Below are 24,787 nucleotides of genomic sequence, written 5' to 3' on the forward strand. Positions count from 1 at the left end.
ACCCCGCCTTTTCTATGCGCGCAAATTAATTATGATAATTTATTGATATACGTCATTTTCTCCCTATAAATTAAAGTCTGACAGATTTGGCCTCAACGAAAGGAACCGCTGATGAAGAGGTTATTTCGCGCCGTTTTAACAGCGGCCACTCTGGTTCTGGGCACAGCGACTTTTCAAGCTGCCGCGCAGACACCGCCCGATGTACTGATTGTCGGGCAGATTGCGGAGCCTCAATCGCTTGACCCGCATACAGTCACGGCGACGAACGATTTCCGCATCCTCGTCAACATTTATGATGGTCTGGTTCGCTACAAGGACGGCACGCTCGAAATAGAACCCTCGCTCGCTGAAAGTTGGACGATTTCCGACGACGGTAAGACTTATACGTTCAAGCTGAGACAGGGCGTAAAGTTCCACGACGGTTCCGATTTCAACGCTGAAGCCGTCAAGTTCAACTTCGAGCGCATGTTGAACAAGGATCATCCTTTCTACAATACAGGCCCTTTCCCGCTTTCTTTCAATTTTGAATCCATCGAAAGCGTCAACGCCATTGATGCAAGCACGGTTGAATTCAAGCTGAAAGAGCCATTTGCGCCCTTTCTTTCAAACCTTGCCTATCCGACTGGCCTTATCGTTTCGCCAGCATCTGTCGAACAATATGGCGCTGAATTTGGCCGCCATCCATCTGGCACCGGCCCATTCAAATTCGCTGAATGGCAGTCAGGACAACGTGTCGTAGTCGAGCGTAATCCAGACTATTGGGATACAGCGCCTATACTGAACGCTGTCGTTTTCCGACCGATCACCGATGCTAACACGCGGGTTGCTGAAATGATGGCAGGGGGCATCGACATCATGGTCGAAGTGCCGCCAGACAACCTCGCAACTTTCAAACAGGATGCGAATTTCGCCGTTGCAGAACAGGCCGGGCCACACGTCTGGTTCAGCATTCTCAACACCAAAAGCGGACCATTCGCGGATAAGAAGGTACGTCAGGCCGCAAATTATGCAGTCAACAAGCAGGGCTTGGTCGATAATGTCTTGCAAGGTTCGGCCACTGTCGCAGCCGGTCCTGTGCCGCCCGCATTCAATTGGGTTGAGGACAAAACCGAGCCTTACGCTTACGATCCTGAAAAAGCCAAAGCACTACTGCAAGAGGCCGGTGTCACCAATCCTGAACTCACCTTCTATGTGACAGAAGGCGGTTCGGGAATGCTTGACCCCATCAATATGGGTGCTGCCATTCAGGCTGATCTTCAGGCGGTTGGTTTCAAGGTGAAAATTGAAACCTATGAGTGGAACACCTTCCTTGGTCGTGTGAACTCGGGCCTCGATGGCAAAGCCGATATGGCCGAAATGGCCTGGATGACCAATGATCCCGACACCGTTCCGTTTCTAACACTGCGCACCGAAGCGCTGCCGGATAAAGGCGGTTTCAATTCCGGCTATTACTCCAATCCGAAGGTCGATGAGTTGCTGACCAAGGCCCGCACATCGACAGATCAGGCGGAACGAGGCAAGCTCTATGGTGAAATCCAGTCGATCGTCCACGACGATGCGCCTTGGCTCTTCGTTGCCAACTGGAAGCAGAATGCGGTCACAACAGCAGCCGTGCAAGGCTTCAAACTCCAGCCGTCATTCCTGCTGAACCTCAAGGAAGTGACTAAACAATAAAGCATTGCGCCAGCAATCAAAGCCGATGGCGCATATCCCGAAAACTGGGAACCGGTTTTCGGGATAAGATGTGCGCAAAAACAAAAAGGGTTAGAGCGCTGATTTGATTCCGTCAGATCGAAACGCGCTCTAAACGAAGCGGAGGAGGGCCAATGCCAGCCTATATCTTCAAGCGGCTCGTCGCAGTTATTCCCGTGCTTTTCGGACTATCCGTCATCGTCTTTCTGGTGATGGCATCAATTCCCGGCGATACCGCCACAGCCCTGCTCGGCTCTTACGCGACGCCGGAAAATGTCGAGCGGATCAACCGCGATCTCGGTCTCGACAAGCCACTGGTGCAGCAATATTTCATCTGGATCGGCAATCTGTTGCACGGCGATTTCGGTCGCTCCTTCGTGCTCAACCGCCCAGTTCTCGATGAGGTGCTGGAACGGTTTCAGGCTACGCTCATTCTGGCGGGTGTAGCCCTCGTGCTTTGTTCGTTCTTCGGGCTTTTCGCAGGTATTGTCTCAGCCGTTCGTCAGTTCGGTTGGGCAGATCGCACGATCACATTCATTGTATTGGCTGGCATTTCGATCCCGTCATTCTGGCTTGGACTTCTGCTGATTTATCTCTTCGCCGTTCATTGGCGTATTCTTCCGGCATCCGGCATGTATGCGGTCTATGGCGGCGGTGATCTCAAAGACCTGATCTGGCATCTGATCCTGCCTGCCTCCACCTTGGCCGTGGTTGCGGCCGGTGTAATTGCCAGACTGACGCGCGGCGCAATGCTTGAAGTGCTGCGTCAGGATTATATCCGCACCGCCCGTGCCAAAGGGCTGAACGAGCGTCGCGTGATTTACGGCCACGCCTTCCGTGCAGCCCTTGTCAGTGTCATTCCCGTCATCGGCATTCAGGCAGGCTTTGTGCTGGGCGGGGCGGTCTATATCGAGACCGTGTTTCAATGGCCCGGCATCGGTGCGATGCTGGTGAAGGCCATTTCTACCCGCGATATCCTGCTTGTTCAGGGCGGCGTGCTGATCGTGGCAGCCAGCTATGTATTGTTCAATCTACTCGCCGATGTTCTTCAAACCATGCTTGATCCGAGGATACGCACATGAGCGCCCTTTCGGAAACCTACACGCCCGCAACGCCTGCACGCCTTTCTTCATGGCGCCTGCTGATGAGCAATCGTCTTGCAGCTTTCGGCTTCTTTCTACTCGCTCTGATCTGTGTGCTGATCCTCATTGTGCCTATCCTGCCATTGCCCAATCCGGATGCAACGGCACCTGCAAGCAGGCTGCAACCGGTCTTCTCTGCTGGCCATTTGCTTGGAACCGACCAGCTTGGGCGCGATATTCTGAGCCGCCTTCTCTGGGGCGCACGTGTATCGGTCGCTGTCGGCTTTGCAGCCACCCTGATTGCCGCCGTCATCGGCTCGGCCATTGGTCTCGTCGCCGGCTATGTGGGTGGGCGAACGGATAATCTCATGATGCGCGGCATCGATATGCTGATGGCCTTCCCCTATATTCTGCTGGCGCTGGCAATCGTCGCGGCGCTTGGACCGGGGCTGATGAATGCGCTTTATGCGATTGCCGTGGTCAACATTCCGTTCTTTGCGCGTAATGTGCGTGGCACAGCGCTCGGCCTTGCCAATCGCGAATTTGTCGATGCTGCACGGCTTTCGGGCAAAGGACATATTTCAATCCTGCTCAGCGAAGTGTTGCCGAATGTTCTGCCGGTGATCGTCATCACCATGTCGACCACTGCAGGCTGGATGATCCTTGAAACAGCGGGGCTGAGTTTTCTGGGCCTTGGCGCGCAGCCGCCGCAGGCCGATCTCGGCTCGATGCTGGGCGAAGGCCGCGCGCAGATGTTCACAGCACCGCATGTTTCCATCGTGCCCGGCCTGATGATCTTTCTCATCGTCATCAGCCTCAATGTACTGGGCGATGGTATCCGCGATGTGCTTGATCCCCGCTTGCGCTCCGGCGCTCTGGCCCGCCCCGGTTCTGTAACGGCAATCGCCAGGAACAGAACCACCCCTAAAACCAAGATGCTGGATGCAGCTTTGGCCGTTGAGAAACTTGAGACCGGCTTCGTCAATAATGGCAGCTATACCCCAGCAGTAAGCAATGTCTCGCTTCATCTTAATCGTGGCGAATGCCTTGGCCTGATCGGCGAAAGCGGCTCGGGCAAAAGCGTGACTGCACTGTCCATCATGGGTCTGGTCGCCTCTCCGCCCGGGCTGATCCGCAGCGGCGCCATCTATCTTGACGGTAAAGACGTGCTCGACATGACAGAAACCGAGCTGACGGCAACGCGCGGCAGCAAAGTAGCTTATGTATTTCAAGACCCGTTGACGACGCTGCACCCGATGTACTCGATTGGCAAACAGGTTGAGGAGGCCATTGCAGCGCATAAATCGATCAGCTCATCCGAACGCCGGGCCGAAGCCGTCGCATTGTTGGAAAAGGTTGGCATTCCGGACGCAAAAGAACGTGCAGATCATTATCCGCATCAGCTATCGGGCGGCCAGCGCCAGCGAGTCGGCATTGCCATGGCACTCGCCAATGATCCCGACATCATCATCGCCGACGAACCAACCACAGCGCTTGATGTGACGGTGCAGGCGCGCATTCTGGAGTTGCTGCGCGATCTGCAGCGCGAGCGTGGCATGGCGCTGCTGTTCATCACCCATGACTTTGGCGTAGTCTCTGAAATCTGTGATCGCGTTGCCGTCATGAAGGACGGAGTGATCGTCGAGACCGGAACAGCCGAAACCGTGCTCGCGAACCCACAACACAGCTATACCAAGCGGCTGATTGCCTGTGTGCCGGAACTTGGTCAGGGCAAGAACTTCTATGAACGCGTGTCAAAGCTGTTCAGTCGCAATGAGACGGAGGCCGCAACATGAGCGAAGCAGCAATCACCGTCCGTAACTTGAGCAAAACCTTCGGCGGCGGGCGCACACTTTTCGGCAAACAGCGCCATACTGTTGAAGCGGTCAAATCCGTGTCGCTCAACCTCGCGCGCGGTGAAACGCTGGCCATTGTAGGCGAAAGCGGCTCCGGCAAAAGCACCTTGGCGCGGATGCTGGTAGGGCTGACAGAGCCAAGCGATGGCACGATGGAAATTGCCGGTCAGGATGCAAGTGCCCTTCGCCGCTCTGGCCCGCGCGCTTTTGGCAAAATCATCCAATATGTTTTTCAAGACCCCGTGGCCTCGCTCAACCCGCGCAAGACCATTCGGCAAATACTGGAAACACCACTGAAACTGCTCGGCGAACTTGATCGCAACCAGCGCCAGAAGCGCATGGGAGAACTGCTCGATGCGGTGCAGATGCCAAAAGATACCTTGTTGCGTTATCCGCACGAGTTTTCAGGCGGTCAGGCCCAGCGCATCGCCATTGCGCGCACGCTTGCTGCAGATGCCGAAATTATCGTGCTGGATGAGCCGGTGAGCGCGCTTGATGTTTCAGTTCAGGCGCAAGTGCTTTTGCTGCTCGAGGAGCTCAAACGCCAGTTCGGCCTCTCTTATCTGTTCATCAGCCATGATCTTGCAGTGGTGGAAGCGATCAGTGACCGCGTCGCCGTCATGTATTATGGGGAAATCGTCGAAGAAGCCACGGCGGAGGCTCTTTTTGCCAACCCGCAACATGCCTATACACGTCAGCTGATAGACAGCGCACCGCGTATGAAAAGAGAGTAATCAGGCATGGCCCGGAACAGCCGCAGCAAACCAGAACGTGCATCGCTGACCAAAGCGAAGCGACGGCCGGAGATTATTGCTGACCGCATCAGGCAAGTCATTCAGACGGATCATTTGCAACCCGGCGACCGGTTGCCACAAGAAAAAGATCTTATTGACCAGTTCAAGGCAGCCAAAGGCACTGTGCGCGAGGCGATGAAGGCGCTCGAAACCCAAGGGCTGCTCTTCACCCGCACCGGCCCCGGTGGCGGCGTCTTCGTAGCCGAACCATCTGCGCAACATGCGATGGAGATGCTGGGCAATTATTTCTTCTTCGACCAGCCGGGTCTTCAGGAAATTTATGCCATCCGCAAGCTGCTTGAGCCGGAAGTTGCAGCCTCGCTTGCGGGCAAACTGAGCCAGGACGATTTGGAGAAGTTAGACAACACGATGCGGTTTTATGATCGCCCACCGACCAATCTGGATGATCAGTTTCAGCAGCGTGTGGCAGAGCTGGACTTTCACACACAGCTTGCACAACTCTGCCCGAGCCGGCTTCTCGGTTTTATGAGTGGCCTCACGCACAATCTGCTGCGCAACATGCCGGTTGCTCGCTCGATCTATGCCGACCCGACGCCTGCGTCGCGTGAAGAAGGTCTGCTTTTTCAGCATCGGCTGTTGACCGCTCTGATCGAAAACAGAGCCGAAGATGCACATAAAATCGCGCTGGAACACATGATTTCTGCCGAAAAATATATGCTTTCCAAGGAAAATGAGCTGAAAAAAGCTCCACCGGCATAAAAATTAGAAATTTCGGAACCATCCCGACGCGCATGCATTAGCAAATATACAGGCCGCCGCCAAAACTCACGCGACGGCCTTGCTTGTTATGAATGACAATGGAGGTTTTGACCCTTTTTATGTGTGGAATTTGCGGAGAAGTCAGGTTCGATGGCGGTATGCCGTCGGTTACGGCAATCTCGAAAATGGCGGATATTCTTGCCCCCAGAGGTCCAGACGCGTCTGGCATCGTGGTGCGTGGTAATGTCGGCTTCGGACACCGGCGACTAAGAATCCTTGATCTATCTGAAAAATCCCAGCAGCCCATGATTGATGCCGATCTCGGCATCAGTGTTGTCTTCAACGGCTGCATTTATAATTTCCGCGAGTTGCGCGCTGAACTTGAAGCCCAAGGCTATCGGTTCTTTTCCGATGGCGACACGGAAGTCATCATCAAGGCCTGGCACGCCTGGGGTGAGGAATGTGTTTCCCGTTTTTACGGCATGTTCGCCTTTGCCATCCATGAGCGCGATACCGGCAGAGTGATCTTTGCCCGCGATCGTTTTGGCATCAAGCCGCTTTATCTGGCCGAAGTAAGCGGCGCTCTGCGCTTTGCCTCGTCATTGCCCGCGCTGGTAAAAGCAGGCGGCGTTGATACGTCAATCGACCGCGGGGCGCTGCACAACTATATGAGTTTTCACGCTGTGGTTCCGCCGCCGCGCACCATTTACAATGGCGTGCGCAAGCTGCCGGCGGCTACCATCCGAGTCTATCAGGCCAATGGCGAATTCAATGACCGTATCTACTGGCAACCGCCGCATAGTCGACTGGCTGGCGACAGCACCATGAGCCGCGAAGACTGGCAGGAACAGCTTCTCGACATGCTGCGCGTTGCCGTCAAGCGCCGCATGATCTCTGACGTGCCTGTTGGCGTGCTGTTGTCGGGCGGCGTCGATTCAAGCCTCATCGTCGGTCTTTTGGCGGAAGCTGGACAGACGGGGCTTATGAGCTTTTCAGTCGGCTTTGAAGAAGCCAACGGCGAAAAGGGCGATGAATTTGTCTATTCTGACCTGATTGCCAAGCATTTCGGCACCGACCATCACAAGATTTTCGTACCATCTTCCGATCTTATGGATGCGCTGCCCGGCACCATTGCCGCCATGTCGGAACCAATGGTTTCCTATGACAATGTCGGCTTTTATCTACTGTCGAAGGAAGTTTCCAAGCATATCAAGGTCGTGCAGTCCGGCCAGGGTGCCGACGAGGTCTTTGCCGGTTATCACTGGTATCCGCCTCTGGTCGATTCCAACGATGTGGTCGGCGATTATGCAAAAGCATTCTGTGATCGCTCGCATGACGTGCTCAGAACTCAGCTTGCACCCGAATGGATGCCGGATCGCGATTATAGCCGCGAGCTGCTCGAAGAGCATCTGCTACGCGACGGCGCCGATACGCCGGTTGACCGCGCGCTGCGTCTCGACAGCAACATCATGCTGGTCGATGACCCGGTCAAGCGCGTCGATAACATGACCATGGCATGGGGACTGGAAGCCCGCGTCCCGTTCCTTGATCATGAACTGGTCGAACTGGCTGCCCGTATGCCGCCTGAAGAAAAGCTCCGCGATGGCGGCAAAGGTATCTTGAAAGATGTTGCGCGCAAGATCGTGCCAAGTGCCGTGATCGACCGCAAGAAGGGATACTTTCCGGTTCCGCAGCTCAAATACATCGCCGGACCCTATCTCGACATGCTGCGCGATGCGCTGTCATCACAAAAGGCGCGCGAACGAGGACTATTTCAGCGCGATTACCTTGATCGTCTGTTTGCAAATCCTTCCGATCACATCACGCCTCTGCGCGGTTCAGAACTCTGGCAGGCCGGACTTCTGGAAATGTGGCTGCAGACGCAGGAAGCCCAAGTTGGGGAAGCCTGAAATGAAAAAGACAGGTGAGATTGAAATGACCCGGCAGAAAGCACGAGGCAGAAACGCTTTCTCGCACAGGCTCACGAGACTGCGCACTCCTGAAAGCGCTGGTTTTTACCAGGACCATTTGCATGGGGGTAATCAGGAAGAAGGTAGCTCCGCCAACCGCAACGTGGTTCTCGATTGCGGTTGGGGGCGGCTGCTTTTCGCGCAAACCTTTGAAAGCAACGAAGCAATCATCGAAGCGCTGCGTGCCGAGGCCCCCGCAAGCCGCGATATCCTGTTCTATGTCAGCGATCCACATGTGCTGCTCTCACAGGCGCCACAGGAAATTTTTCTCGATCCATCGCACACTTTTCGGCTTGAACTCTCCAATTATCGCGCCGGTGGTCGCCAGACACGCGGCATCAGCATTCGCCGCGCTGTATCTGAAATAGACGCAGACGGCATCAATGCTGTCTACGCCGCCTGCGGTATGGTGCAGTTGCGCGCCGATTTCTTTTCCTGCGAGCGCGATAATCGCGCCGTCACCTATTTTGTGGCGCAAGACGATGCAACCGGAGAAATCGTCGGCACCGTTACGGGCATCAATCATCAGCGACTGTTCAATGATCCCGATCAGGGCGGCTCACTCTGGTGCCTTGCAGTACACCCGCAGGCACGACAACCCGGTATCGGTGAAAAACTCGTGCGCAAGCTCGCCGAACATTTTCAGGCGCGCGGGCTCAATCACGTCGATCTGTCGGTTCTCTATGACAATGACAATGCGATCAGGCTTTATGAAAAGCTGAAATTTCGTCGCGTTCCGCTTTTTGCAATCAAGCGCAAGAATGCGATCAACGAGAAGTTCTTCGCACTCCCAACAAGCTCCGTCGAGGCACTCAACCCTTATGCGCGCATTATCGTTGATGAAGCATTGAGGCGCGGCGTGCATGTGGACATCACCGATGCCAAGGGTGGTTTCTTTCGTCTGTCTCATGGCGGGCGGTCAATCCATTGCCGCGAGAGCCTGTCTGAAATGACATCAGGTGTCGCCATGTCAATCTGCGATGACAAGGCAGTCACGCGCCGCACGGTGGCCAAGGCAGGGCTTGTCGTGCCTGAACAAATCCCTGCTGATGGCTCGGACGAAACGCTCGAGACATTCCTTAAAAAGCACGGAAAGCTGGTTGTGAAGCCTGCACGGGGGGAACAGGGACGCGGAATTTCGGTTGGTATTTCGACTATGAAAGACCTGCGGGCAGCGATCAGGCAGGCGCGAGAGGTCTGCGAAAATGTTCTGCTCGAAGCCTGTTTCGAGGGCGAAGATTTGCGGCTGGTGATTATTGATTACAAGCTGGTTGCTGCCGCCGTCCGCCGCCCACCCCGCGTGATTGGCGATGGAAAATTGACCATACGCAAGCTTATTGAAACGCAGTCCCGCCGTCGCCTTGCCGCAACGGGTGGTGAAAGCCGTATTCCGATAGATGCTGAAACCAAGCGTTGTCTTGAGCAGCAAGGTCTGCTACTAGACGACGTGCTCGCAGACCGACGCGAAATTACCGTTCGTAAAGCGGCTAACCTACACACCGGCGGCACAATCCACGATGTCACGACAATCGTGGACAAGACATTGGTTGATGCTGCGTGCAAGGCAGCGCGTGCAATTGAAATTCCGGTAGTCGGCATCGATTTCATGGTGAAATCACCCGAGACACCGGAATATGTGTTTATTGAAGCTAATGAACGGCCTGGCTTGGCCAATCATGAACCGCAGCCCACAGCTGCGCGTTTTGTTGAATGTTTGTTTCCGCAACTGGGAACCAATATTCCATAATAGAAGTTTGTATTGCACTGAAATTGCCATTCACAATCCGGTAGCACAAACGTGACATCGGATTGTTGTGGATTTGGTCTATATTGCGACCTTCGCCCAAGATTCATCATTCGTGGAGCAAAATATATGCTGGCAGAAGCCAAAGTAGAACAGCTGGGTATTACGATCGATGTATATCAGCGAGAAGCACGTCACTGGATCGCATCCGGTGTATTCGGTGGAAAACACATTGTTGTAGAAAATGTAACTCAGGGAACTGCAGTCAGCGACTGGAGAGACTGCGCTCTGGCTCTTTCAAACCAGGCGGCATAAAAATTAGATTTTTAAATTACTAAGCTAGAGCATTTCCTTTTGAAGATGAAACGTTAGAAATGCTCTATTTATTTGTTTTTAAACGCATCTTATTCCGAGAACCGTTTCATATTTTTCGGGATGCGCTCTAGGTTACTGGGCGGCTTCTGCGATGATTGGTATCGCAGGGGCCTTTCTCTCGAGCGTCATGGTTTTGAGATTGCCTGAAAAGAGAATGCCGGTGATAGGCAGAACCGGTTCCGCAGGCAGCGCTTCATGATGGATGCTGTCTTTGGGAACATGCAGCTTGTACTCGGTTCCATCTTCAGCACCAGACATGACAAGTGACACATTCCCGCGTGCTTCCAGAAGTTTCGCTCCATAAAGAAACTCGAAACTCAGCATCGAAACGAGGAATTTATAGGTTCCATCGCGTACGCCTCCCTTCATCATGGCGGCGCGATGGACATCCTCGCCCATCGTCACATCCAACGGTGGAATGCGCGGATCGCAGACATAGCCAAGCGCAAGCAATTGCCCGTTATCAACCTCAAACCGCATCCTGTCTGAACCAAGGTCAAGCGCTGAAATTGAAAACCGGCGATTGCTGTATTGGATCGGCACGCGCCCCAGCCGTTTGCAAAGCTGTTCGCCACTCAGCGCGCGCGCATTAGCAAAGTTGTCCGGATCAATGGCGAATGGCAACGCCTTGGGACGATGTGGAACAGACAAAGCCGGTTCGAGAACATCGGCAATCAGGTTCGCAACAATCGTCGTCGAAACTGGTCGGGCATAATGTCCCTGATCAAGATAGAAAGCCGGATTGCTCACGACATCGCGGCCATATTGCTGCATCAACATTCGCGAGACATCCGCTGAGATCGTGCCGTACCATTGCGAGATGTAATTGATGCCAGCGTCAATCGAAGGAACAGAATTCAGGAACGAACCGTTGCGTGCACCAAACACGAGCGTCGCAATCCGCAAGTTCGGATTACGCTCGAGAGCGTAGCGGATAATTCCTTCATAGAACCGTGCCCAATGGCGGAACGGGCGCCGCTCATCACCATAAACGAAGGCGTCATTGATGGCATATTCGATCAGCAGCAGCTCACAGTCTTCGAGCTGTTCGAACTGCTTGAGCTGATAAAGGCCGAGCGCGCTTGTTGTACCACCCACCGCGAGGTCAGCGACGATATCAAGCTCCACGCCGCGTCGCGCCATCGTCGATAAAAGTGTCGGCAGATAACCGGGCAGCATGACGGTATTGGAACCGCCGATAATTACAGTCTTGAGTTTCATTTTGTCCCCGTTGCAGCTCGGGTTGCGGCTTTCCCGGCAGGCGTTAGCGATCCGCAACGCCACACACCGTAAGCGCTTGCATCCCAATCAAAATAATAAGCCGCAGCAATCTGGCCGCTATCCATCATCTGCCGGAAACGGTCGCGCGCCTTCTCGACCAGTTGTTCGCGATTATTGTCATTGGCCGGACAAGCTTTGGACGTGTTTGCAAAGCCCCATTCCGTAATCCAGCATGGCTTGCCATCCGCTCCGCCACAGAAAGAAAGCGCGTTGCCTATATGTTTTGCGCGCGCCGCGCGCGTGCCGCTGCTGCCAGGATAGATATGAATACCATAGCCGTCGGCGGCATTGTCTAGACCATATTTCTTGAGAAGATCGGTAAAGACGGCTGGATCGACGCTGTCTATTCCGCGTCGGTCGGCATCGAGAAAGGGGATATCCGAAAGACCCGCCGATATGACCTTTGCATTGGCACTGTGTTTGGTTGTTGCCAGCTCCCCGCGCACAATACGCAAAAGTTCGACGTATTTCTCGGTACCTTTTTCAACCAGCGGAAGCTCTTCCATCTCGCTTAAAGAGCGTGCAGTCTTCATCTTTTCCTTGGGCAGAATGGCGAGATCGCCGTTATAAGCGCCCCAGTTAATCTCATTACCGGGTTCAACCCCGACCAGCGGCACGCCCAGCGCATCGACCTTCTGCAAGGCATCACCTATTGCCTGCTGAAAGCGCTCGGGCGATATGTCGGAAAGCCGATACATGTCCCATATACGCCCGCGACCAGAACGGGGTTTGGTTCCTTCGGGATAAAAATCCGCGTTGTTGAGCGAGATTTCGAGCAGGATGGCGAGACCTTTTTCATGCGCAAGACGCACAGCATCAATGCTCTGATCAATCGGTCGCGTGAGCGACAGCCGAACTGACACCACGCCATTCTCAACCATTTGATCGAATATCTGTTCGCGCTCTGCCGGTTTGAGCCAGGCCATATTGACCCGGTTGACGCCAAAGCGCGTATCGGCAAGAGCGCTCTGAGGTAGGGCCGTTAGCAACATGCCGCCTAAAAGCGCAACCGCTGCCACCATCCCACCCCCGATGCTCTTGCGAGTCCTCATCATCGGATGCCTATATCCTTGAGAGCGCCGTTGAAATTGGCTTCACATTCCGAATAGCGGTTGATGGCAGCAGGCACGTCGATCTTCGACAGGAAATCGCGCAGGAAAGCCTTTTTCTGCGGCTCTCTGTTCCAGACGCTCGCATCAATATGCGGAAAGCCGACAAAGCTCAGCATTTCGCGCATACGGTCATCGACAGCGATCATCAGCCCCGGAATACCCGACTGCATGCCGATAATCGTGCCATGGAAGCGGCGGCTCAGGCCGAAATCCTGACTGGAAATCCAGCTACGCCATTTATGCGTGTCAAAAAACACCAGCAGCTCATTCTTGCGCTGCCATTTTTCCATATGCTTGTAATCGACAGGTGCCGTGATGCGGCTCGCAGCCTGATCATAGGCTTCTGAATGGTCTTCGCCCGCCATGTTCATATTGTAGACAATGACTTCGTCCTGAATGACATAGCTTGCAACACTGTCTTTTTCGAGCAGCGCGTGCGCGTCCACAATCGTATCTGCAACGCTTCCGAGATATCCGCCAAACGAGATTTTCTGCGCGTCTGCAAGGCTTGGATCGGCAAGGCGGCTCAACGAGAGCTTCATCTGATCGGGTGCATAGTAAAGCGATGGACAGCCCGTCGGCCGAACATATTTCATGCCCGCATCCTTCAGGAACTCAGCCGTGAAATGACCACGCGTAAGGAAGAAGCTTTCCTTGCGGCGCAGAATTTCGAGGAACCGGCGCGTGCCTTCGGGCAGCTCGGCTTTCAGATTTTCCTTCTTCTGGATACCAATTCCCATGACCACAATCGGCATGTTCAGCTTTTCGAAGACGAAGGATTCAGTCGTTGCCGCATAGCCGGGACGCAGCAGATTTGCCGAAGCAAACAAGCAGAGATCGAAGCTTTCATTGAGCTTCGCATACGTATCAGGCGAATTGAGACTATTGGCCAGATGCCAGAACGGCACATAGGTCACATCATGACCGCGCACGGCATTTGCGGCACCTTCACCAATGAGATAATTGCCGGTATTGGCGATTTTCTTAACCTGATCGATCACATCTTTCTTGCTGCGAATGGGCTCGAAATATGGGCGGTGTTTGACACTCGCCCCTGAAACGCTTTCGACTGTCCGCATCAAATAGGACGGAATGCCGGTGATCATTATGCGCATGGTGATCCATCTTCGCTGGAGTTATAAAATGACTGTCGGATATGGGAGTTATCCAACGCCAATCTCTGAAAGCACGCTTCGGAAATTGCGTTCGCGTGCGGAATATTTCTCGATCACGTCAGGAATGTTGATTGCCGCGATATGATCGCTGACGAAGGCGCGGCGATCATTGGCAGCGTTGAGATCACGCGCATCAATTTTCGGAAGGCCTGAGAAATTCAGCATCTCGCGCATACGATCATCGACGGCGACCATCAGGCTTGGCACACCTGCCTGCATGGAGATGATGTTCCCATGGAAACGACGGCCAAACGAGAAGTCCATCGTTGAACACCACGCACGCCATTGATTGGTATCAAGGAAAGCATGAATGCTGAGCTTCTTCTTGAGATCACCCGATCCCTTGTAAGTGAGCGGCCCAACAAGCTCGCCGGTTGTGGAATCATAAGCGCGGCCGTTTGCATCCTCTTCGATCTGCATGTCGAAGTGCAGAAGCTCGTCCTGAATGACATAGGCTGAACGTCCGTCGTCGGAACTCAGCGCATTCATATCGCCAATGGTTTCAAGCTCCGCCCCCATATAGCCGGTGAAAACAGTGCGGCCCTCGCCAACCTTGACGTCCGGCAGACGATGAATAGCCTTGCGCATATTGTCGGGACGGAAATAGAGCGAAGGGCAACCCACAGGCCGGACATAGGAGAAGCCCTGATCACGTAAATATCCGGCTGCATCTTCCCCACGTGTGAGGAAATAATGTTCGCGGGTTTTCAGCACTTCCAGCAGCTTTTTTGTGCCTTCTGGCAAGCCGTCATCTGCTTCGATGTCGGGTCGGTTCTGGATGCCGATGCCGAGCATCACAACCGGCATGTCGAGCTTGGACAAAACAAGCGCTTCCGCATCTGCTGACAGGCCCTTACGCAAGAGATTGGCGCAGGTGAAGACGCAGATATCGTACTCCTTGTTGATCTCCTCCATGCCAGTGCCGTTGTTGACGCAATTATACAGATGCCAGAAGGGGACATGCTTGGCCGATGGCAGAAGGGCTGTCATTGCACCCTCACCGATCAGATAATTTCCGGTATTGCTGATGTTTTTCAGCTCCTGAATAAACTTTTCCTTTGGCTCTGAAATCGGCTGCTTTTCGGAATAGTAAATCTGTGCCTTGTCGGCGCGCTGGATAAAACGCGTCAGATAGCTTGGAATACCAGTGACAAGAATACGTGGGCTCTTGCTCATGAGGCGGCCTTTCTAAATTTCAATAAAATGCACTTAAGCGACTGCGCGACCTGGGAGGATGGTGACAGAGCGTGCATCATTGGGTGTTTCCGGCTGGGAGGGCCGGGATTGCGGATAGACCGGGCTGATTTCATTGGCCCAGTCCGTGAACTCGGAAAATGCGGATGACCATGTGCGGTGTGCTGCCGAAGCGAGTGCACCCTCCGCAGTCCGCTTCAGTGCCTCACGATCCTGCGCAAGGATTGTGAGGATGCGGGTCATATCAGCAACGATCTGCGCATCATTGCCATTGCGTATGAGAATACCGTCGCGACCATGATTGATAAGCTCATCAACCGCACCAACCGCAGTGGCTACCGGCACACAGCCAAGTTGCTGCGCTTCGGCGATCATCAAAGGCGCGCCTTCCCAGCGCGACGGCATCAAAAGAACGTCAGCCCATGCGAGATGATTTGCGATGTCTCTGCCGTCGAAAACCGGAGGTGAAACCTTCACGCCTGCATCTTTGAGACGTGTCATCCATGAAGCACTTGGATCGTCAGAGAGAATTTCACCTCCGATCGCCTGAGCCTCGAACGGGATGCCCTGTTCTTTCAGCTTTATAATCGCATCATGCAGGCGATCGATGCCTTTCTGGCGATCAAGGCGCCCCATATAGAGCATGCGTATTGGTTGGCCTTTGCGCTCTTCCTTACGCGCCGATGTGACTTGCGCGCGCAGCTTCGCATCGATGGAGAAACTCGCACCATTGGGGACCGAGAACACTTTCTCGAACGGCACACCAAAGCTGTGCAGATAGATTTTGAGCTGGTCCGAACAGGTGAGAAAAGCGTCATAGGCATGTTCAAAGGCAATTGCCGCATAGGGCTGCCCTGCCTGACGGCGGAAAACCGTCTCGTCAACCACATGGAGATAACACGCAGTGCGCGTGCCTTCAGAACGCAACTTACCCATAAGCGGGTGCGCTGCCATGACGTGGTTGTTCACCACAAGATCAAAGCCTGAAAGCTGACCGCGCAGAATACCCCAATCAAGCGGATGATCGTCGGTGATAAAATCCTGCCCTAGGAAGCGATTGGTATCGCCCCATGCCGGAATGCCATCTTTCCAGAAATGAAGATAGTCGAATGCCTGATCAAATTCGTCCAGCACATCCATGCGTTCATTGCCGAGAACGAAAAGATGGGTCTCAAAACCCTGGTTTTTCAACTCGCGTCCAGCAGCATAAGCGACTTTCTCAGCACCCCCGAAAGAGGCATTGGGAACCAGAACGGCCGCTGTCTTTTTCTTTGCACTGTTATGGGCAAGCGGCAGCACCGGCCCGCCGCCAAGCTCATCGCGCAGCACCTGATACATTTCAGAAAGGGCTGGCAGACGACGTGGGCGCCATGTCCAGCGCATCGCCGCACTTTGTTTGAGCGGACTTGTGGCAATCGACGTCACCAGATTGAGCATCGACTGCTCAGGCCGTGACAAAGCGCGGCGCTGACGCACCCTTGGAAACGGGAACCGTACTTTCATGCGCGCGGACGTCGGCCACAATTGCTGCGTACCAAGCGAGGCAAACCAGCTCAAAGCATCGTTTTCGATAATCTCACGCATGAGCCGCGTTGAAACAAAGATCAGATCGGCAGGTGCCTGCCGCGCACCCGACGGCATGATCTCAGTATCAATCCGCCGCTCGTCCTCGACATTGGTGAGTTCCACAAAAACGATATTGGCCTGCTCGGCCAACGTCTCCAATCGTGATAAAATATTTGGCAGCAGCCTTGAGCGCGCCAGAAGCTTCAGCGTCTCCGTGTTCGACGAGGCCAGAAACGGCGGGAAGTGAAAATTGTCCGGCTCGGACACACTGCCCCAGAAGGCGCGAATTGCATCGTCAAACTTGAGATCTTTCGTTCCGAAGCTCAAATCAGTGAAAAGACTGACAGTCCCCTCGCCTGCGCGGATCACGCCATAACGCGGGCATTCCTCGTGCTCAAAACCCACAAGTGTCGGGCGGCGAAACAAAGCTTTGTGCCGTTTGCGCAGGAAGTTGATTGAGCCTGAACGGTCGCGATTGGCTTCCTTGAAACGGCTCTCAGCGCGCAGTCGATATTCAAATCCGGTATCGTGGCATGGCGCGCCGACAAAACCCGCTTCAATCGCTGAAAGCCAGAATTCCCAATCCTCAAATCCGTTTTGCCTATCATCATCAAAACGTACACCGCTTCTGAAAACCTCGGCCGAGATCATCGATCCGGTATCGCAGATATTGTCGGTAATGCAGTGGATCAGCCGTGAGTAACTGTCACCATAATGGGCGCGCCAGTTGACGGAGAACGTGTCGATGTTTGTGTAAACCCAACCAGCGCCGCTCGATAAAAGTTTGCGGTAGAGCGTGTCGATCGTGTGCGGATGAACCCGATTGTCGGCATCCACGAAATAGACCGCTTTGACGTCCGGCATTTCTTCCAAAATGTATTCGACAGCGCGATTGCGTGCGCCACCGGGGCCCGCATTCTCGCCGAAAATGACATGGATATTCGGATGCGCTGCTGCATAAAGCGCGAGGCTATCAAAAACCTCGCGGCGTGGGTCACCATCCACCGAAACTACGATCTGCGTACGGAATACCGTTTCCGATGCCAGCAGAGTTTCCAGCGCCTCAAGTGCCAGCGCCGCGTGGCCGTAGAGCGGCATTGCGACGACGATCAAATCCTTGGATCTATCGTACATTCGCAACCTCTTTGACTATTGTCTGCACGGCGCGCGCTTCAACATGTTTCACGAGGCGGAAATTGAAGATTTTCAGCCAGGAGAAATCGACAGAATCTCCTGCAGCCTTACTCAGCACGATCAAATCCATCGTTCGATCAATCGGCTCTTCAAGCATGAAGTTGATATCAATCGGACGATTGGGTGCCACTTCCGACCAACCGCTGAACAAAACCTGCTGGCGACGGCGATCAAGGTTGGAAATCGCGTCGATTTCTTCTTTCACGTCGGAAGCAAGGTTGACCAGCAATAGCCCGGCCACACAGGGCTGGCCTTCCGGATGATCAATGACCGCACGTGCGGAAATGCGTACTGTTCCGGGAGCGACAACCCTGCGGATCGCTGCTGCGGTAATACCTTCCTCGAGCGGATGGCAACCGATGGCATCTTCGTGCTCCAGAAACCGCACAGTCGGAAAATCTGGTGTGAGCGGGGTAACGGACACATTGGCCACATTGCGCAACAGCTCAATGGGCATGCGATAATCATCGACCTTGCGACCATTAATGAGCGAAGTCGGCACGATGGCGTTGGGCAATGATGCAGGCCGAACGCCCGGAAGCCCCGTAAAAATACGAAGTGCCAGCGGACGCATATCAAGATCGCCATGCGGGATGCGGGCACGTGCCGCATAGCGTTCATTGGCAATAACATTGCCCAACGAGAGTTCTGGTGGCACACCGCCTGTCGCCGAAATGCGCAGGCGCAAGGTACGGTGACTACCGTCGCAAGCCTTAGGCAGCGAGAAGAAATTCCATTCCGAATGCAGTGTGGCGTAAGGTACGAGCCATTCAGCGATGCCTTCGCCATTTTCGAGATAGTCGAGTGTTACGATCAGCTGACCGTTGCGATTGGCGGGCAGATCGCGGAAATGCAGTGCAAAGCCAGAAACCGCATAGCTCGAAACCGGGAACAGCTGCTCAATTTCCGATTCGCGCAGCAACTTGGCAAAGCCTTCATCCTTCGGATCAACCAAAGGCGCATGAGAGAAAAGCTCTGTCGAAGAGTCCCAGTTGCGTGCGTGGAATGCATCTTCGATGGCCCGGTAATTCTCGAACATGGTTTCGCGCTCACGCCGCAACATGGCAAGTTCGGTATGAACTTTGCTGACATGACTGACCAGGCGATCAAGGCTACTTTCAAGCAGTTGCGAAACCAGCAGAGGAATGCTTTCAGGCGATCCCTCATCAATCCGCACCACAGGTACCTCGGGAATGGTGCGCATCCGATAGAGCTGCTGCAGGACGGAATTCAGTTCTTTCGCGCCTTCATCGGAGGCCGCGACAGCAACAAGGGGAAACGTGTTCGCCATCCGCAGAGGTTTGCCATCGTTTTCGACAAAACTAGTCAATGCGCCAAGAGCAGTCGATTCCAGCGCTTCACGATCACGCATCGAAGCAATGGCATAACGGCGGGCTTTCCGCGCCGAGATCGCAGGAAGTGGTGTGCTCAACATAGTCATCCATTGTGTAAGAGCCAACTTGGGAGGTTCGGCCTCTATGCGCAATCAGAAAATACAGACCATGTATTGTCAACAGTAATATAACGAAGCCTATATGATAATATTACGAATATTTTGAGCTGTTTTAATTCAAAATTTGAAACAATCTGACTGTATATTGGATATATGCGATAAACACGCAGAAATACGGGCTTTTATATTATATTATTATGTCTTGAATGCCCGATTGTCGCCACATACTAATTATCTGCCGTTCAATACTGCATCGATCAAGGTTTTTTGCTGCTGTAAACATTCCGACAACCGAAAGCGTTTTTCGACCGTTCGGCGCGCCGCTGCGCGCATCTGAAGACAAGCATCAGGATCTCTGAGGACATTGAGAATGGTTTGTGCCAGCACATCAGTATCGTAGAAAGGAACAAGCAGACCGTTCTGGCCCGACCTGATGACTTCGCGCACTGGCGGCGTGTCCGAGCCGATAATGAGTGCTCCACAGGCCATGGCTTCCACCAACGACCATGACAGAACAAACGGATATGTGAGATAAATATGTGCGGTGGATATCTGGTAGAGCTTGCGCAATTGCGCATGGGAAACTGTGCCGGGAAACACAATGCGATCGGAGCGATCAGGTGGCAAATCCATCTTGCTCAGCAGATGTTCCCGCCATGAGCCGCCTCCGGGCGGTGGTGTTCCATAGCTTACGCCATCACCACCAACGAAAACAAAGATTGCATCATCATTTTGCCGGATAACCTTTGCCGCAGCTTCAAGCGCTTGCGGGAATCCTCTGTAGGGTTCGAGATCGCGAGCGACAAAGGTGATGACGCGTGAAGACCCTGCCTTCAACGTCCGCCCGTCTGGCAACAGGATTGAGGCATGCTTGTCAGGATAAAATAGCTTTGTATCGACGCCTTCATGCACAACGGCAATTCGGTTTTGAACGGCTTTTGGATAAAGGCTCTTCTGCCAGTGTGTCGGGCTGAAGCCACCGTCCATGCCATCAAGCGTCACCAGCTGAGCCATATTGCGAAGACGAAGACGCTTGCGCATTTCGGCATCCGGCTTGTCGTCTGGTGCAAAACCTACATCGGCACCGTGAGCGCGATAGAAAAACTCGCAATAGCCTAGCGCGGGCGTTGTGGGCAGTACGTCTTTGACGAACATCATACTGCCCCAACCTATGTGACCGATTACGATGTCAGGTGCCTGACCATGGCGTGCCATGGACTCAAATGTTTCAGCCACCCGATGCCCGATCCTGGTGTGATGATCGGGCACCTCCAGATATCTGGCCATCACACCCTTGGTGCGAGGAGCAGATTCTACTCGGTGGCGGATGACACGGACCGCTGGGAGGCGACGGTCCACTGTCTCGCAAATCAGGCTGACATCATGCCCGCTGGTAGCCAGATGCTCGGCTAACGCAGCAAACTGACCAAAACCGCGTCTGTGCACAAAAGCTATACGCATGTCACAAAAAGTGTCCGGTTATCGGCCAAAAACCTGCCGTTATGCATCAGATGCCATAACGAGCAGCATTGCCCCACACGAGCTCAAGCCTGTGCAAGGTCTGGTAAGCGATCTCAAGATTTCGAAGATCGTCGTCATCACGGGCCAGTACATGGCTGTAAGTTCTGCTCGCATTTCGCAAGCTTGTGCACAGCCGTTCACCCTTGTCTGTCAGGCGAATTCGGGCCGATCGTTTGTCCCTCTGAGAGGCAACGCGATCGACATATCCGCCGTCCGTAAGTTGTTTAAGATAATAGGAAATGTTGGATCCAACATAATGCCCACGATCCAGTAGTTCACCCACAGTGAGCTCGACATCACCAATAGCCATCAGAACCAATGTCTGAGCAGGCCCGATATCTTCCACGCCCAACTTGGTAAGCTCCGTTTTCAGAAGGCTTACAAAGCGGCGGTTCACTCGCTCTATCATCCGCGCCAGTTCGAAATGCGTAATTACGACAGTATGGACCGGATGTCTGCGTTCCTGTTTTTCGGCGGTAACTTCAGGAAAGTCAACGGAAGTAAATCCATCAACTGATGTTTCGACTTCCACTCCCTCGTGCAGAAGTTTTTGCATCTCTTGCTCTCCATTTTTCAATTTTACTTCAAATTTTGAAGAAATTTGCAGTTATATTTATTTGGCTCCTTTCGCATTTCCCCGCCGCAAAAACTTTTTTCTGTCACATTCTCTGCAGTATTACTTTACTGATCTTGAGAACTAGACCACACTTTTTAGGGATATCCGCCACCTGTGACCATTACAAGGCAGATCGCGTATGAATGATACTCGCGAAAACAATCCAATTGGCAAGAGCCCGGCGGATAAAAAAAGGCCAGACGATTCTGTAACTACGTCCAAAAGCCTTATTTTCAAGGCCCGGCGCGTTTTCCTGTCAGGTCTTCTTTATGCAGTGCTTTTGAGTGCCTGTATCAATTTGCTACAACTCACTGTGCCCCTCTATATGTTGCAGGTTCATGATAGGGTGCTGAACAGCCGAAGCATGGACACACTGACCATGCTGACGATTCTGGCGGTCGGCGCCATGCTGGTGTTTGGTGTGCTGGAGTACATCCGGGCCCTGTCGTTCCAGGCTATGGGCAGCGCACTTATTCGCCGGCTAAACCTCGCAGTTCTCACGGCAGCCGTTCAGGCTTCGGTCAATCAGGGACTGCCAAAAGCCACCCAGACACTGCGCGATCTGACGGAACTGCGCAGCTTTCTGACCTCGCCTGCGATTAACGCGCCGCTCGACGCTGCCTGGTCGCCAATCTTCCTTGGCGTGCTTTTCATGCTGCATCCACTGCTCGGTCTGATCGGCCTTGTTGCAGTGATCATTCTGGTCGCTTGCGGCGTACTGACCGATCTTCTGACCCGCAATCTCATTCAGGAAGCCAATCAGGCGAATGTCGAATCCATTGCCAAAATTGGCAGCAGCCTTCGTCATGCAGAAGCAATCGAAGCCATGGGTATGCTCCCCGCACTGGCGAGACGCTGGCGCACGATGCAGGTGCAGGCGCTGGAAGTGCTTGATCTCGGTGGAACACGCGCACGCGCCATGTCGTCCATCGCACGCACCGCACGTTTCATCGTGCAGATCGGCTCGCTGGGCGCTGGCACACTGCTCGCCATGCAGCAGGAAATTACACCGGGCGCGATGATCGCGACCAGCATTATCATCGGGCGTTTGCTGATGCCTTTCGACCGCATCGTCGAAAACTGGCGCCAGTGGGTGAGTGCGATCGCGAGCTGGAAACGGGTTCAATCGCTGCTTTCTGAAAATCTCGCTGTTCGCCAGACCATGCCGACTCCTCGCCCCAATGGTGATCTGGTTATCGACAAGCTGATTTATGCGGCCCCCGGCGTCGATGTCCCGATCATCAAGGGGATTTCCTTCGCCATTTCACCCGGCGAGGTTCTGGGGATCGTTGGGCCTTCTGCCGCAGGCAAATCCACCTTAGCACGACTGTTGATTGGCATCGTCAAACCAACGTCAGGCGGCGTCTTTCTGGATGGCAACAACGTCTATCTCTGGGAACGCGGCTCGTTTGGTGAGATTGCGGGCTATCTTCCGCAATCGGTTTCTCTGCTGGACGGAACGATCAAAGACAATATCGCACGCATGGGCGACAGCGATCCGCAACGGGTTCTTGAAGCAGCGCGCCTTGCCGATGTGCATGAAATGATCGGGCGCATGCCGCTCGGTTATGACACCCCGGTTGGCGATGGCCGGTTGACACTCTCCGGCGGACAACGTCAGCGCATCGGACTGGCACGCTGCCTTTACAATCGCCCCCGACTGATCGTTCTCGATGAGCCGAATTCCAATCTCGATGCGGTCGGTGAACGCGCGTTGATGCGCGCCATTGAACATGCGCGCGACGATGGCGCTATCGTCATCATGATTGCACATCGCCCGTCTATCATGCAGGTGGCAGACAAGCTTCTGGTGCTCGACAATGGGCGTATCACGCAGTTCGGTCCGAGAACGGATGTGGTTTCCTCACTCACACCGGCCAGCAATGGCCCTCAAATGGGAGCGGCAAGCGCATGATAGGCAAGTCCGTTATTCCGCGTCGTATTTCCAGTCTGCTCGCGCCACGTGCAGAATCATCCGATCACAAGTCGCTCACCCGCTTTGGCTCCGTAAAGCCTGAATGGGCGCATGACATTGAACAGGAAGACTCCAAATCGCCTCTGCGGGGTCTCATCATTGCAGGTCTTGCCACGATAGGCGTTGCTTTTGGTGGCTTCTTCGCCTGGGCATATTCAGCAAATCTGGGCAGTGCTGCAGTAGCGCTTGGCACCGTCATTGTTGATTCCAAGCGAAAGACCATCAGTCATCTCGAGGGCGGAATTCTTGATCGACTGCTGGTGCAGGAAGGCGATATCGTCACCGTTAACCAGCCACTTCTCAGGCTTGATGCAACCAAAGCACGCTCAGAACTACAATCGCTGGAAAGCCGTCGCATCGGATTAATTGCCAAGCTTGCACGTCTTCGTGCTGAACAGTCAGGTGCCAGGGAAATCACCTTTCCGGACAAGTTTTCCGAGGGCGGGGAAAATGCGGAAAATGCTATTCGTGCCGAGAATATCTTCTTTCAAAAGCGCCTTGCTCAGAAGCTGAGCAGAATCGACATTCAGCAGAAAACCATTGAACAATATACCGAACAGGAGAAAGCCTCGACCTCGCAGATTACAGCCACCGATCGCCAGATCGAGCTTATCAGCGAACAGCGTCGGGCAATCGCGAGCCTTGTCGAAAAAGGTTTCGCTCAGAAGTCGAAGCTCACCGAAATCGACACGCGCTTGAGCCAGCTTGCAGGCGATCGCGGCGAATATGCTGGCGACAAGGCAAAAGCCGGACAGGCAAAAGCCGGTGCGGAATTTGCACTGACTGGCATCGAGAGCGACCTGCAGTCAGAAATAGCAGGCGAAATCACCTCAAGTCAGGTTGAGCTTTCGGACGTGCAAGAGAGGATCGTTGCAGCCAAGGACGTCATGCGCCGTGTCGAAGTTCGCTCTCCACAGCAAGGCTTTGTCGCCAATATCCGGCTTCGTACCCCAGGCGGCGTTGTGGCACCGGGCGAACCCATCATGGATATCGTGCCTGAAAACGAACCGATGGTCGTTGAGATGAAGATAAGTCCACGGGATATCGACAGTATCTCGGTAGGCGCGAGCGCGCAGATCCGTCTGACCGCTTATAACCAGCGTTCAATGCCTCCACTTGATGGCAGACTGACCTATATTGCTGCCGATCAATCGCTCGATGAAAAGACAGATACCGCTTATTTCGTGGCGCGTGCCGAGATTACACCTGAAGCGATGACTGCCAATCCGACGGCGAGGCTTTATCCTGGGATGCCTGCTGAAATCATTATCGTTCACAAAGAGCGTCGGGCAATTGACTACCTGGTTTCGCCGATTACCGACAGCCTCAACAGGGCCTTCCGTGAAGACTAGAGCGTGTCCTTTGAAGGCTGAATCAGTTTTGAGGTGACAATCGGCAATCTGTCTGATTCAAGGTTTCCAGATAAGGAGGCTTTCGATGGGACGAGCATTAAGCACTGATTTGCGA

At 53.9% G+C, this 24,787-nt stretch carries 18 protein-coding genes; 10 read left to right on the top strand and 8 right to left on the bottom strand.

Translation table 11 applies throughout. The features are described 5' to 3' along the window. The first annotated feature begins 111 nt into the window (after nt 1-111). From OIV19_RS17860 to OIV19_RS17895, 8 genes are all read left to right on the top strand, one after another. The gene (locus OIV19_RS17860; protein WP_264232544.1) at nt 112-1,674 is read left to right on the top strand and encodes an ABC transporter substrate-binding protein; all 1,563 of its coding nucleotides are present in this window, start codon (nt 112-114) and stop codon (nt 1,672-1,674) included. A 152-nt stretch (nt 1,675-1,826) separates the two neighbouring features. Further along, nucleotides 1,827-2,774 carry an ABC transporter permease gene (locus OIV19_RS17865; RefSeq protein ID WP_191792913.1) on the top strand — a complete coding sequence of 316 codons (948 nt, stop codon included), beginning with the start codon at nt 1,827-1,829 and terminating at the stop codon, nt 2,772-2,774. Continuing rightward, nucleotides 2,771-4,570: a dipeptide/oligopeptide/nickel ABC transporter permease/ATP-binding protein gene (locus tag OIV19_RS17870; RefSeq protein WP_191792912.1), complete on the top strand. Its 1,800-nt coding sequence runs from the start codon at nt 2,771-2,773 to the stop codon at nt 4,568-4,570. The genes OIV19_RS17865 and OIV19_RS17870 overlap by 4 nt, the downstream gene beginning before the upstream one ends. Beyond that, nucleotides 4,567-5,364: an ATP-binding cassette domain-containing protein gene (locus tag OIV19_RS17875; protein ID WP_191792911.1), complete on the top strand. Its 798-nt coding sequence runs from the start codon at nt 4,567-4,569 to the stop codon at nt 5,362-5,364. The genes OIV19_RS17870 and OIV19_RS17875 overlap by 4 nt, the downstream gene beginning before the upstream one ends. A 6-nt stretch (nt 5,365-5,370) precedes the next feature. Continuing rightward, nucleotides 5,371-6,144 (top strand): GntR family transcriptional regulator, encoded by a 774-nt coding sequence (locus OIV19_RS17880; RefSeq protein WP_264232547.1) that lies wholly within the window; start codon nt 5,371-5,373, stop codon nt 6,142-6,144. A 119-nt stretch (nt 6,145-6,263) separates the two neighbouring features. Beyond that, nucleotides 6,264-8,054 (top strand): N-acetylglutaminylglutamine amidotransferase, encoded by a 1,791-nt coding sequence (locus tag OIV19_RS17885; protein ID WP_264232568.1) that lies wholly within the window; start codon nt 6,264-6,266, stop codon nt 8,052-8,054. Between the two features lies 1 nt (nt 8,055). Beyond that, nucleotides 8,056-9,861: an N-acetylglutaminylglutamine synthetase gene (ngg, locus tag OIV19_RS17890; protein ID WP_264232548.1), complete on the top strand. Its 1,806-nt coding sequence runs from the start codon at nt 8,056-8,058 to the stop codon at nt 9,859-9,861. Between the two features lie 126 nt (nt 9,862-9,987). Further along, nucleotides 9,988-10,173 (top strand): hypothetical protein, encoded by a 186-nt coding sequence (locus tag OIV19_RS17895; RefSeq protein ID WP_095445287.1) that lies wholly within the window; start codon nt 9,988-9,990, stop codon nt 10,171-10,173. Nucleotides 10,174-10,305: 132 nt separating this feature from the next. Here OIV19_RS17895 and OIV19_RS17900 read toward each other — a convergent pair whose 3' ends face one another. The 8 genes from OIV19_RS17900 to OIV19_RS17935 all read right to left on the bottom strand — a co-directional run bounded on the left by OIV19_RS17900 (nt 10,306) and on the right by OIV19_RS17935 (nt 21,285). Then, nucleotides 10,306-11,454 carry an SGNH/GDSL hydrolase family protein gene (locus tag OIV19_RS17900; protein WP_191792908.1) on the bottom strand — a complete coding sequence of 383 codons (1,149 nt, stop codon included), beginning with the start codon at nt 11,452-11,454 and terminating at the stop codon, nt 10,306-10,308. Further along, on the bottom strand, nt 11,451-12,569 hold the full coding sequence (locus tag OIV19_RS17905; RefSeq protein ID WP_264232552.1) for a glycoside hydrolase: 1,119 nt from the start codon (nt 12,567-12,569) through the stop codon (nt 11,451-11,453). Before OIV19_RS17905 ends, OIV19_RS17900 begins: the two co-directional genes overlap by 4 nt. Further along, nucleotides 12,566-13,741, bottom strand: a complete 1,176-nt coding sequence (locus OIV19_RS17910; RefSeq protein ID WP_191792906.1) for a polysaccharide pyruvyl transferase family protein — start codon at nt 13,739-13,741, stop codon at nt 12,566-12,568. The genes OIV19_RS17905 and OIV19_RS17910 overlap by 4 nt, the downstream gene beginning before the upstream one ends. A 48-nt stretch (nt 13,742-13,789) precedes the next feature. Further along, entirely contained in the window at nt 13,790-14,977 is a 1,188-nt protein-coding gene (locus tag OIV19_RS17915) for a polysaccharide pyruvyl transferase family protein (protein WP_191792905.1), read from the bottom strand. A 33-nt stretch (nt 14,978-15,010) separates the two neighbouring features. Continuing rightward, complete coding sequence (locus OIV19_RS17920; RefSeq protein WP_264232555.1) at nt 15,011-17,695, bottom strand: glycosyltransferase; 2,685 nt, start codon at nt 17,693-17,695, stop codon at nt 15,011-15,013. Next, nucleotides 17,685-19,190, bottom strand: coding sequence for a DUF6212 domain-containing protein (locus tag OIV19_RS17925; RefSeq protein ID WP_264232557.1), 1,506 nt, complete (start codon nt 19,188-19,190; stop codon nt 17,685-17,687). Before OIV19_RS17925 ends, OIV19_RS17920 begins: the two co-directional genes overlap by 11 nt. A gap of 249 nt (nt 19,191-19,439) precedes the next feature. Then, a complete protein-coding gene (locus OIV19_RS17930) occupies nt 19,440-20,669 on the bottom strand; it encodes a glycosyltransferase family 4 protein (RefSeq protein ID WP_264232559.1) in 1,230 nt (409 codons plus the stop codon). Nucleotides 20,670-20,715: 46 nt separating this feature from the next. Further along, complete coding sequence (locus tag OIV19_RS17935) at nt 20,716-21,285, bottom strand: MarR family transcriptional regulator (protein ID WP_100557449.1); 570 nt, start codon at nt 21,283-21,285, stop codon at nt 20,716-20,718. 199 nt (nt 21,286-21,484) lie between these two features. Here OIV19_RS17935 and OIV19_RS17940 point away from each other — a divergent pair, with 199 nt between their 5' ends. Continuing rightward, a complete protein-coding gene (locus OIV19_RS17940) occupies nt 21,485-23,260 on the top strand; it encodes a type I secretion system permease/ATPase (protein WP_264232563.1) in 1,776 nt (591 codons plus the stop codon). Further along, entirely contained in the window at nt 23,257-24,672 is a 1,416-nt protein-coding gene (locus tag OIV19_RS17945) for an HlyD family type I secretion periplasmic adaptor subunit (protein ID WP_151093172.1), read from the top strand. Before OIV19_RS17940 ends, OIV19_RS17945 begins: the two co-directional genes overlap by 4 nt. Nucleotides 24,673-24,787 lie beyond the last annotated feature (115 nt).

The sequence above is a fragment of the Brucella sp. HL-2 genome (assembly GCF_025846885.2).
Lineage (GTDB): Bacteria > Pseudomonadota > Alphaproteobacteria > Rhizobiales > Rhizobiaceae > Brucella > Brucella quorumnocens.

Excerpts from the sequence above, each read along its gene's own strand:
- OIV19_RS17860 (WP_264232544.1), top strand. The coding sequence starts at position 112 with ATGAAGAGGTTATTTCGCGCCGTTTTAACAGCGGCCACTCTGGTTCTG.
- OIV19_RS17865 (WP_191792913.1), top strand. The coding sequence starts at position 1,827 with ATGCCAGCCTATATCTTCAAGCGGCTCGTCGCAGTTATTCCCGTGCTT.
- OIV19_RS17870 (WP_191792912.1), top strand. The coding sequence starts at position 2,771 with ATGAGCGCCCTTTCGGAAACCTACACGCCCGCAACGCCTGCACGCCTT.
- OIV19_RS17875 (WP_191792911.1), top strand. The coding sequence starts at position 4,567 with ATGAGCGAAGCAGCAATCACCGTCCGTAACTTGAGCAAAACCTTCGGC.
- OIV19_RS17880 (WP_264232547.1), top strand. The coding sequence starts at position 5,371 with ATGGCCCGGAACAGCCGCAGCAAACCAGAACGTGCATCGCTGACCAAA.
- OIV19_RS17885 (WP_264232568.1), top strand. The coding sequence starts at position 6,264 with ATGTGTGGAATTTGCGGAGAAGTCAGGTTCGATGGCGGTATGCCGTCG.
- ngg (WP_264232548.1), top strand. The coding sequence starts at position 8,056 with ATGAAAAAGACAGGTGAGATTGAAATGACCCGGCAGAAAGCACGAGGC.
- OIV19_RS17895 (WP_095445287.1), top strand. The coding sequence starts at position 9,988 with ATGCTGGCAGAAGCCAAAGTAGAACAGCTGGGTATTACGATCGATGTA.
- OIV19_RS17900 (WP_191792908.1), bottom strand. The coding sequence starts at position 11,454 with ATGAAACTCAAGACTGTAATTATCGGCGGTTCCAATACCGTCATGCTG.
- OIV19_RS17905 (WP_264232552.1), bottom strand. The coding sequence starts at position 12,569 with ATGATGAGGACTCGCAAGAGCATCGGGGGTGGGATGGTGGCAGCGGTT.
- OIV19_RS17910 (WP_191792906.1), bottom strand. The coding sequence starts at position 13,741 with ATGCGCATAATGATCACCGGCATTCCGTCCTATTTGATGCGGACAGTC.
- OIV19_RS17915 (WP_191792905.1), bottom strand. The coding sequence starts at position 14,977 with ATGAGCAAGAGCCCACGTATTCTTGTCACTGGTATTCCAAGCTATCTG.
- OIV19_RS17920 (WP_264232555.1), bottom strand. The coding sequence starts at position 17,695 with ATGTACGATAGATCCAAGGATTTGATCGTCGTCGCAATGCCGCTCTAC.
- OIV19_RS17925 (WP_264232557.1), bottom strand. The coding sequence starts at position 19,190 with ATGTTGAGCACACCACTTCCTGCGATCTCGGCGCGGAAAGCCCGCCGT.
- OIV19_RS17930 (WP_264232559.1), bottom strand. The coding sequence starts at position 20,669 with ATGCGTATAGCTTTTGTGCACAGACGCGGTTTTGGTCAGTTTGCTGCG.
- OIV19_RS17935 (WP_100557449.1), bottom strand. The coding sequence starts at position 21,285 with ATGCAAAAACTTCTGCACGAGGGAGTGGAAGTCGAAACATCAGTTGAT.
- OIV19_RS17940 (WP_264232563.1), top strand. The coding sequence starts at position 21,485 with ATGAATGATACTCGCGAAAACAATCCAATTGGCAAGAGCCCGGCGGAT.
- OIV19_RS17945 (WP_151093172.1), top strand. The coding sequence starts at position 23,257 with ATGATAGGCAAGTCCGTTATTCCGCGTCGTATTTCCAGTCTGCTCGCG.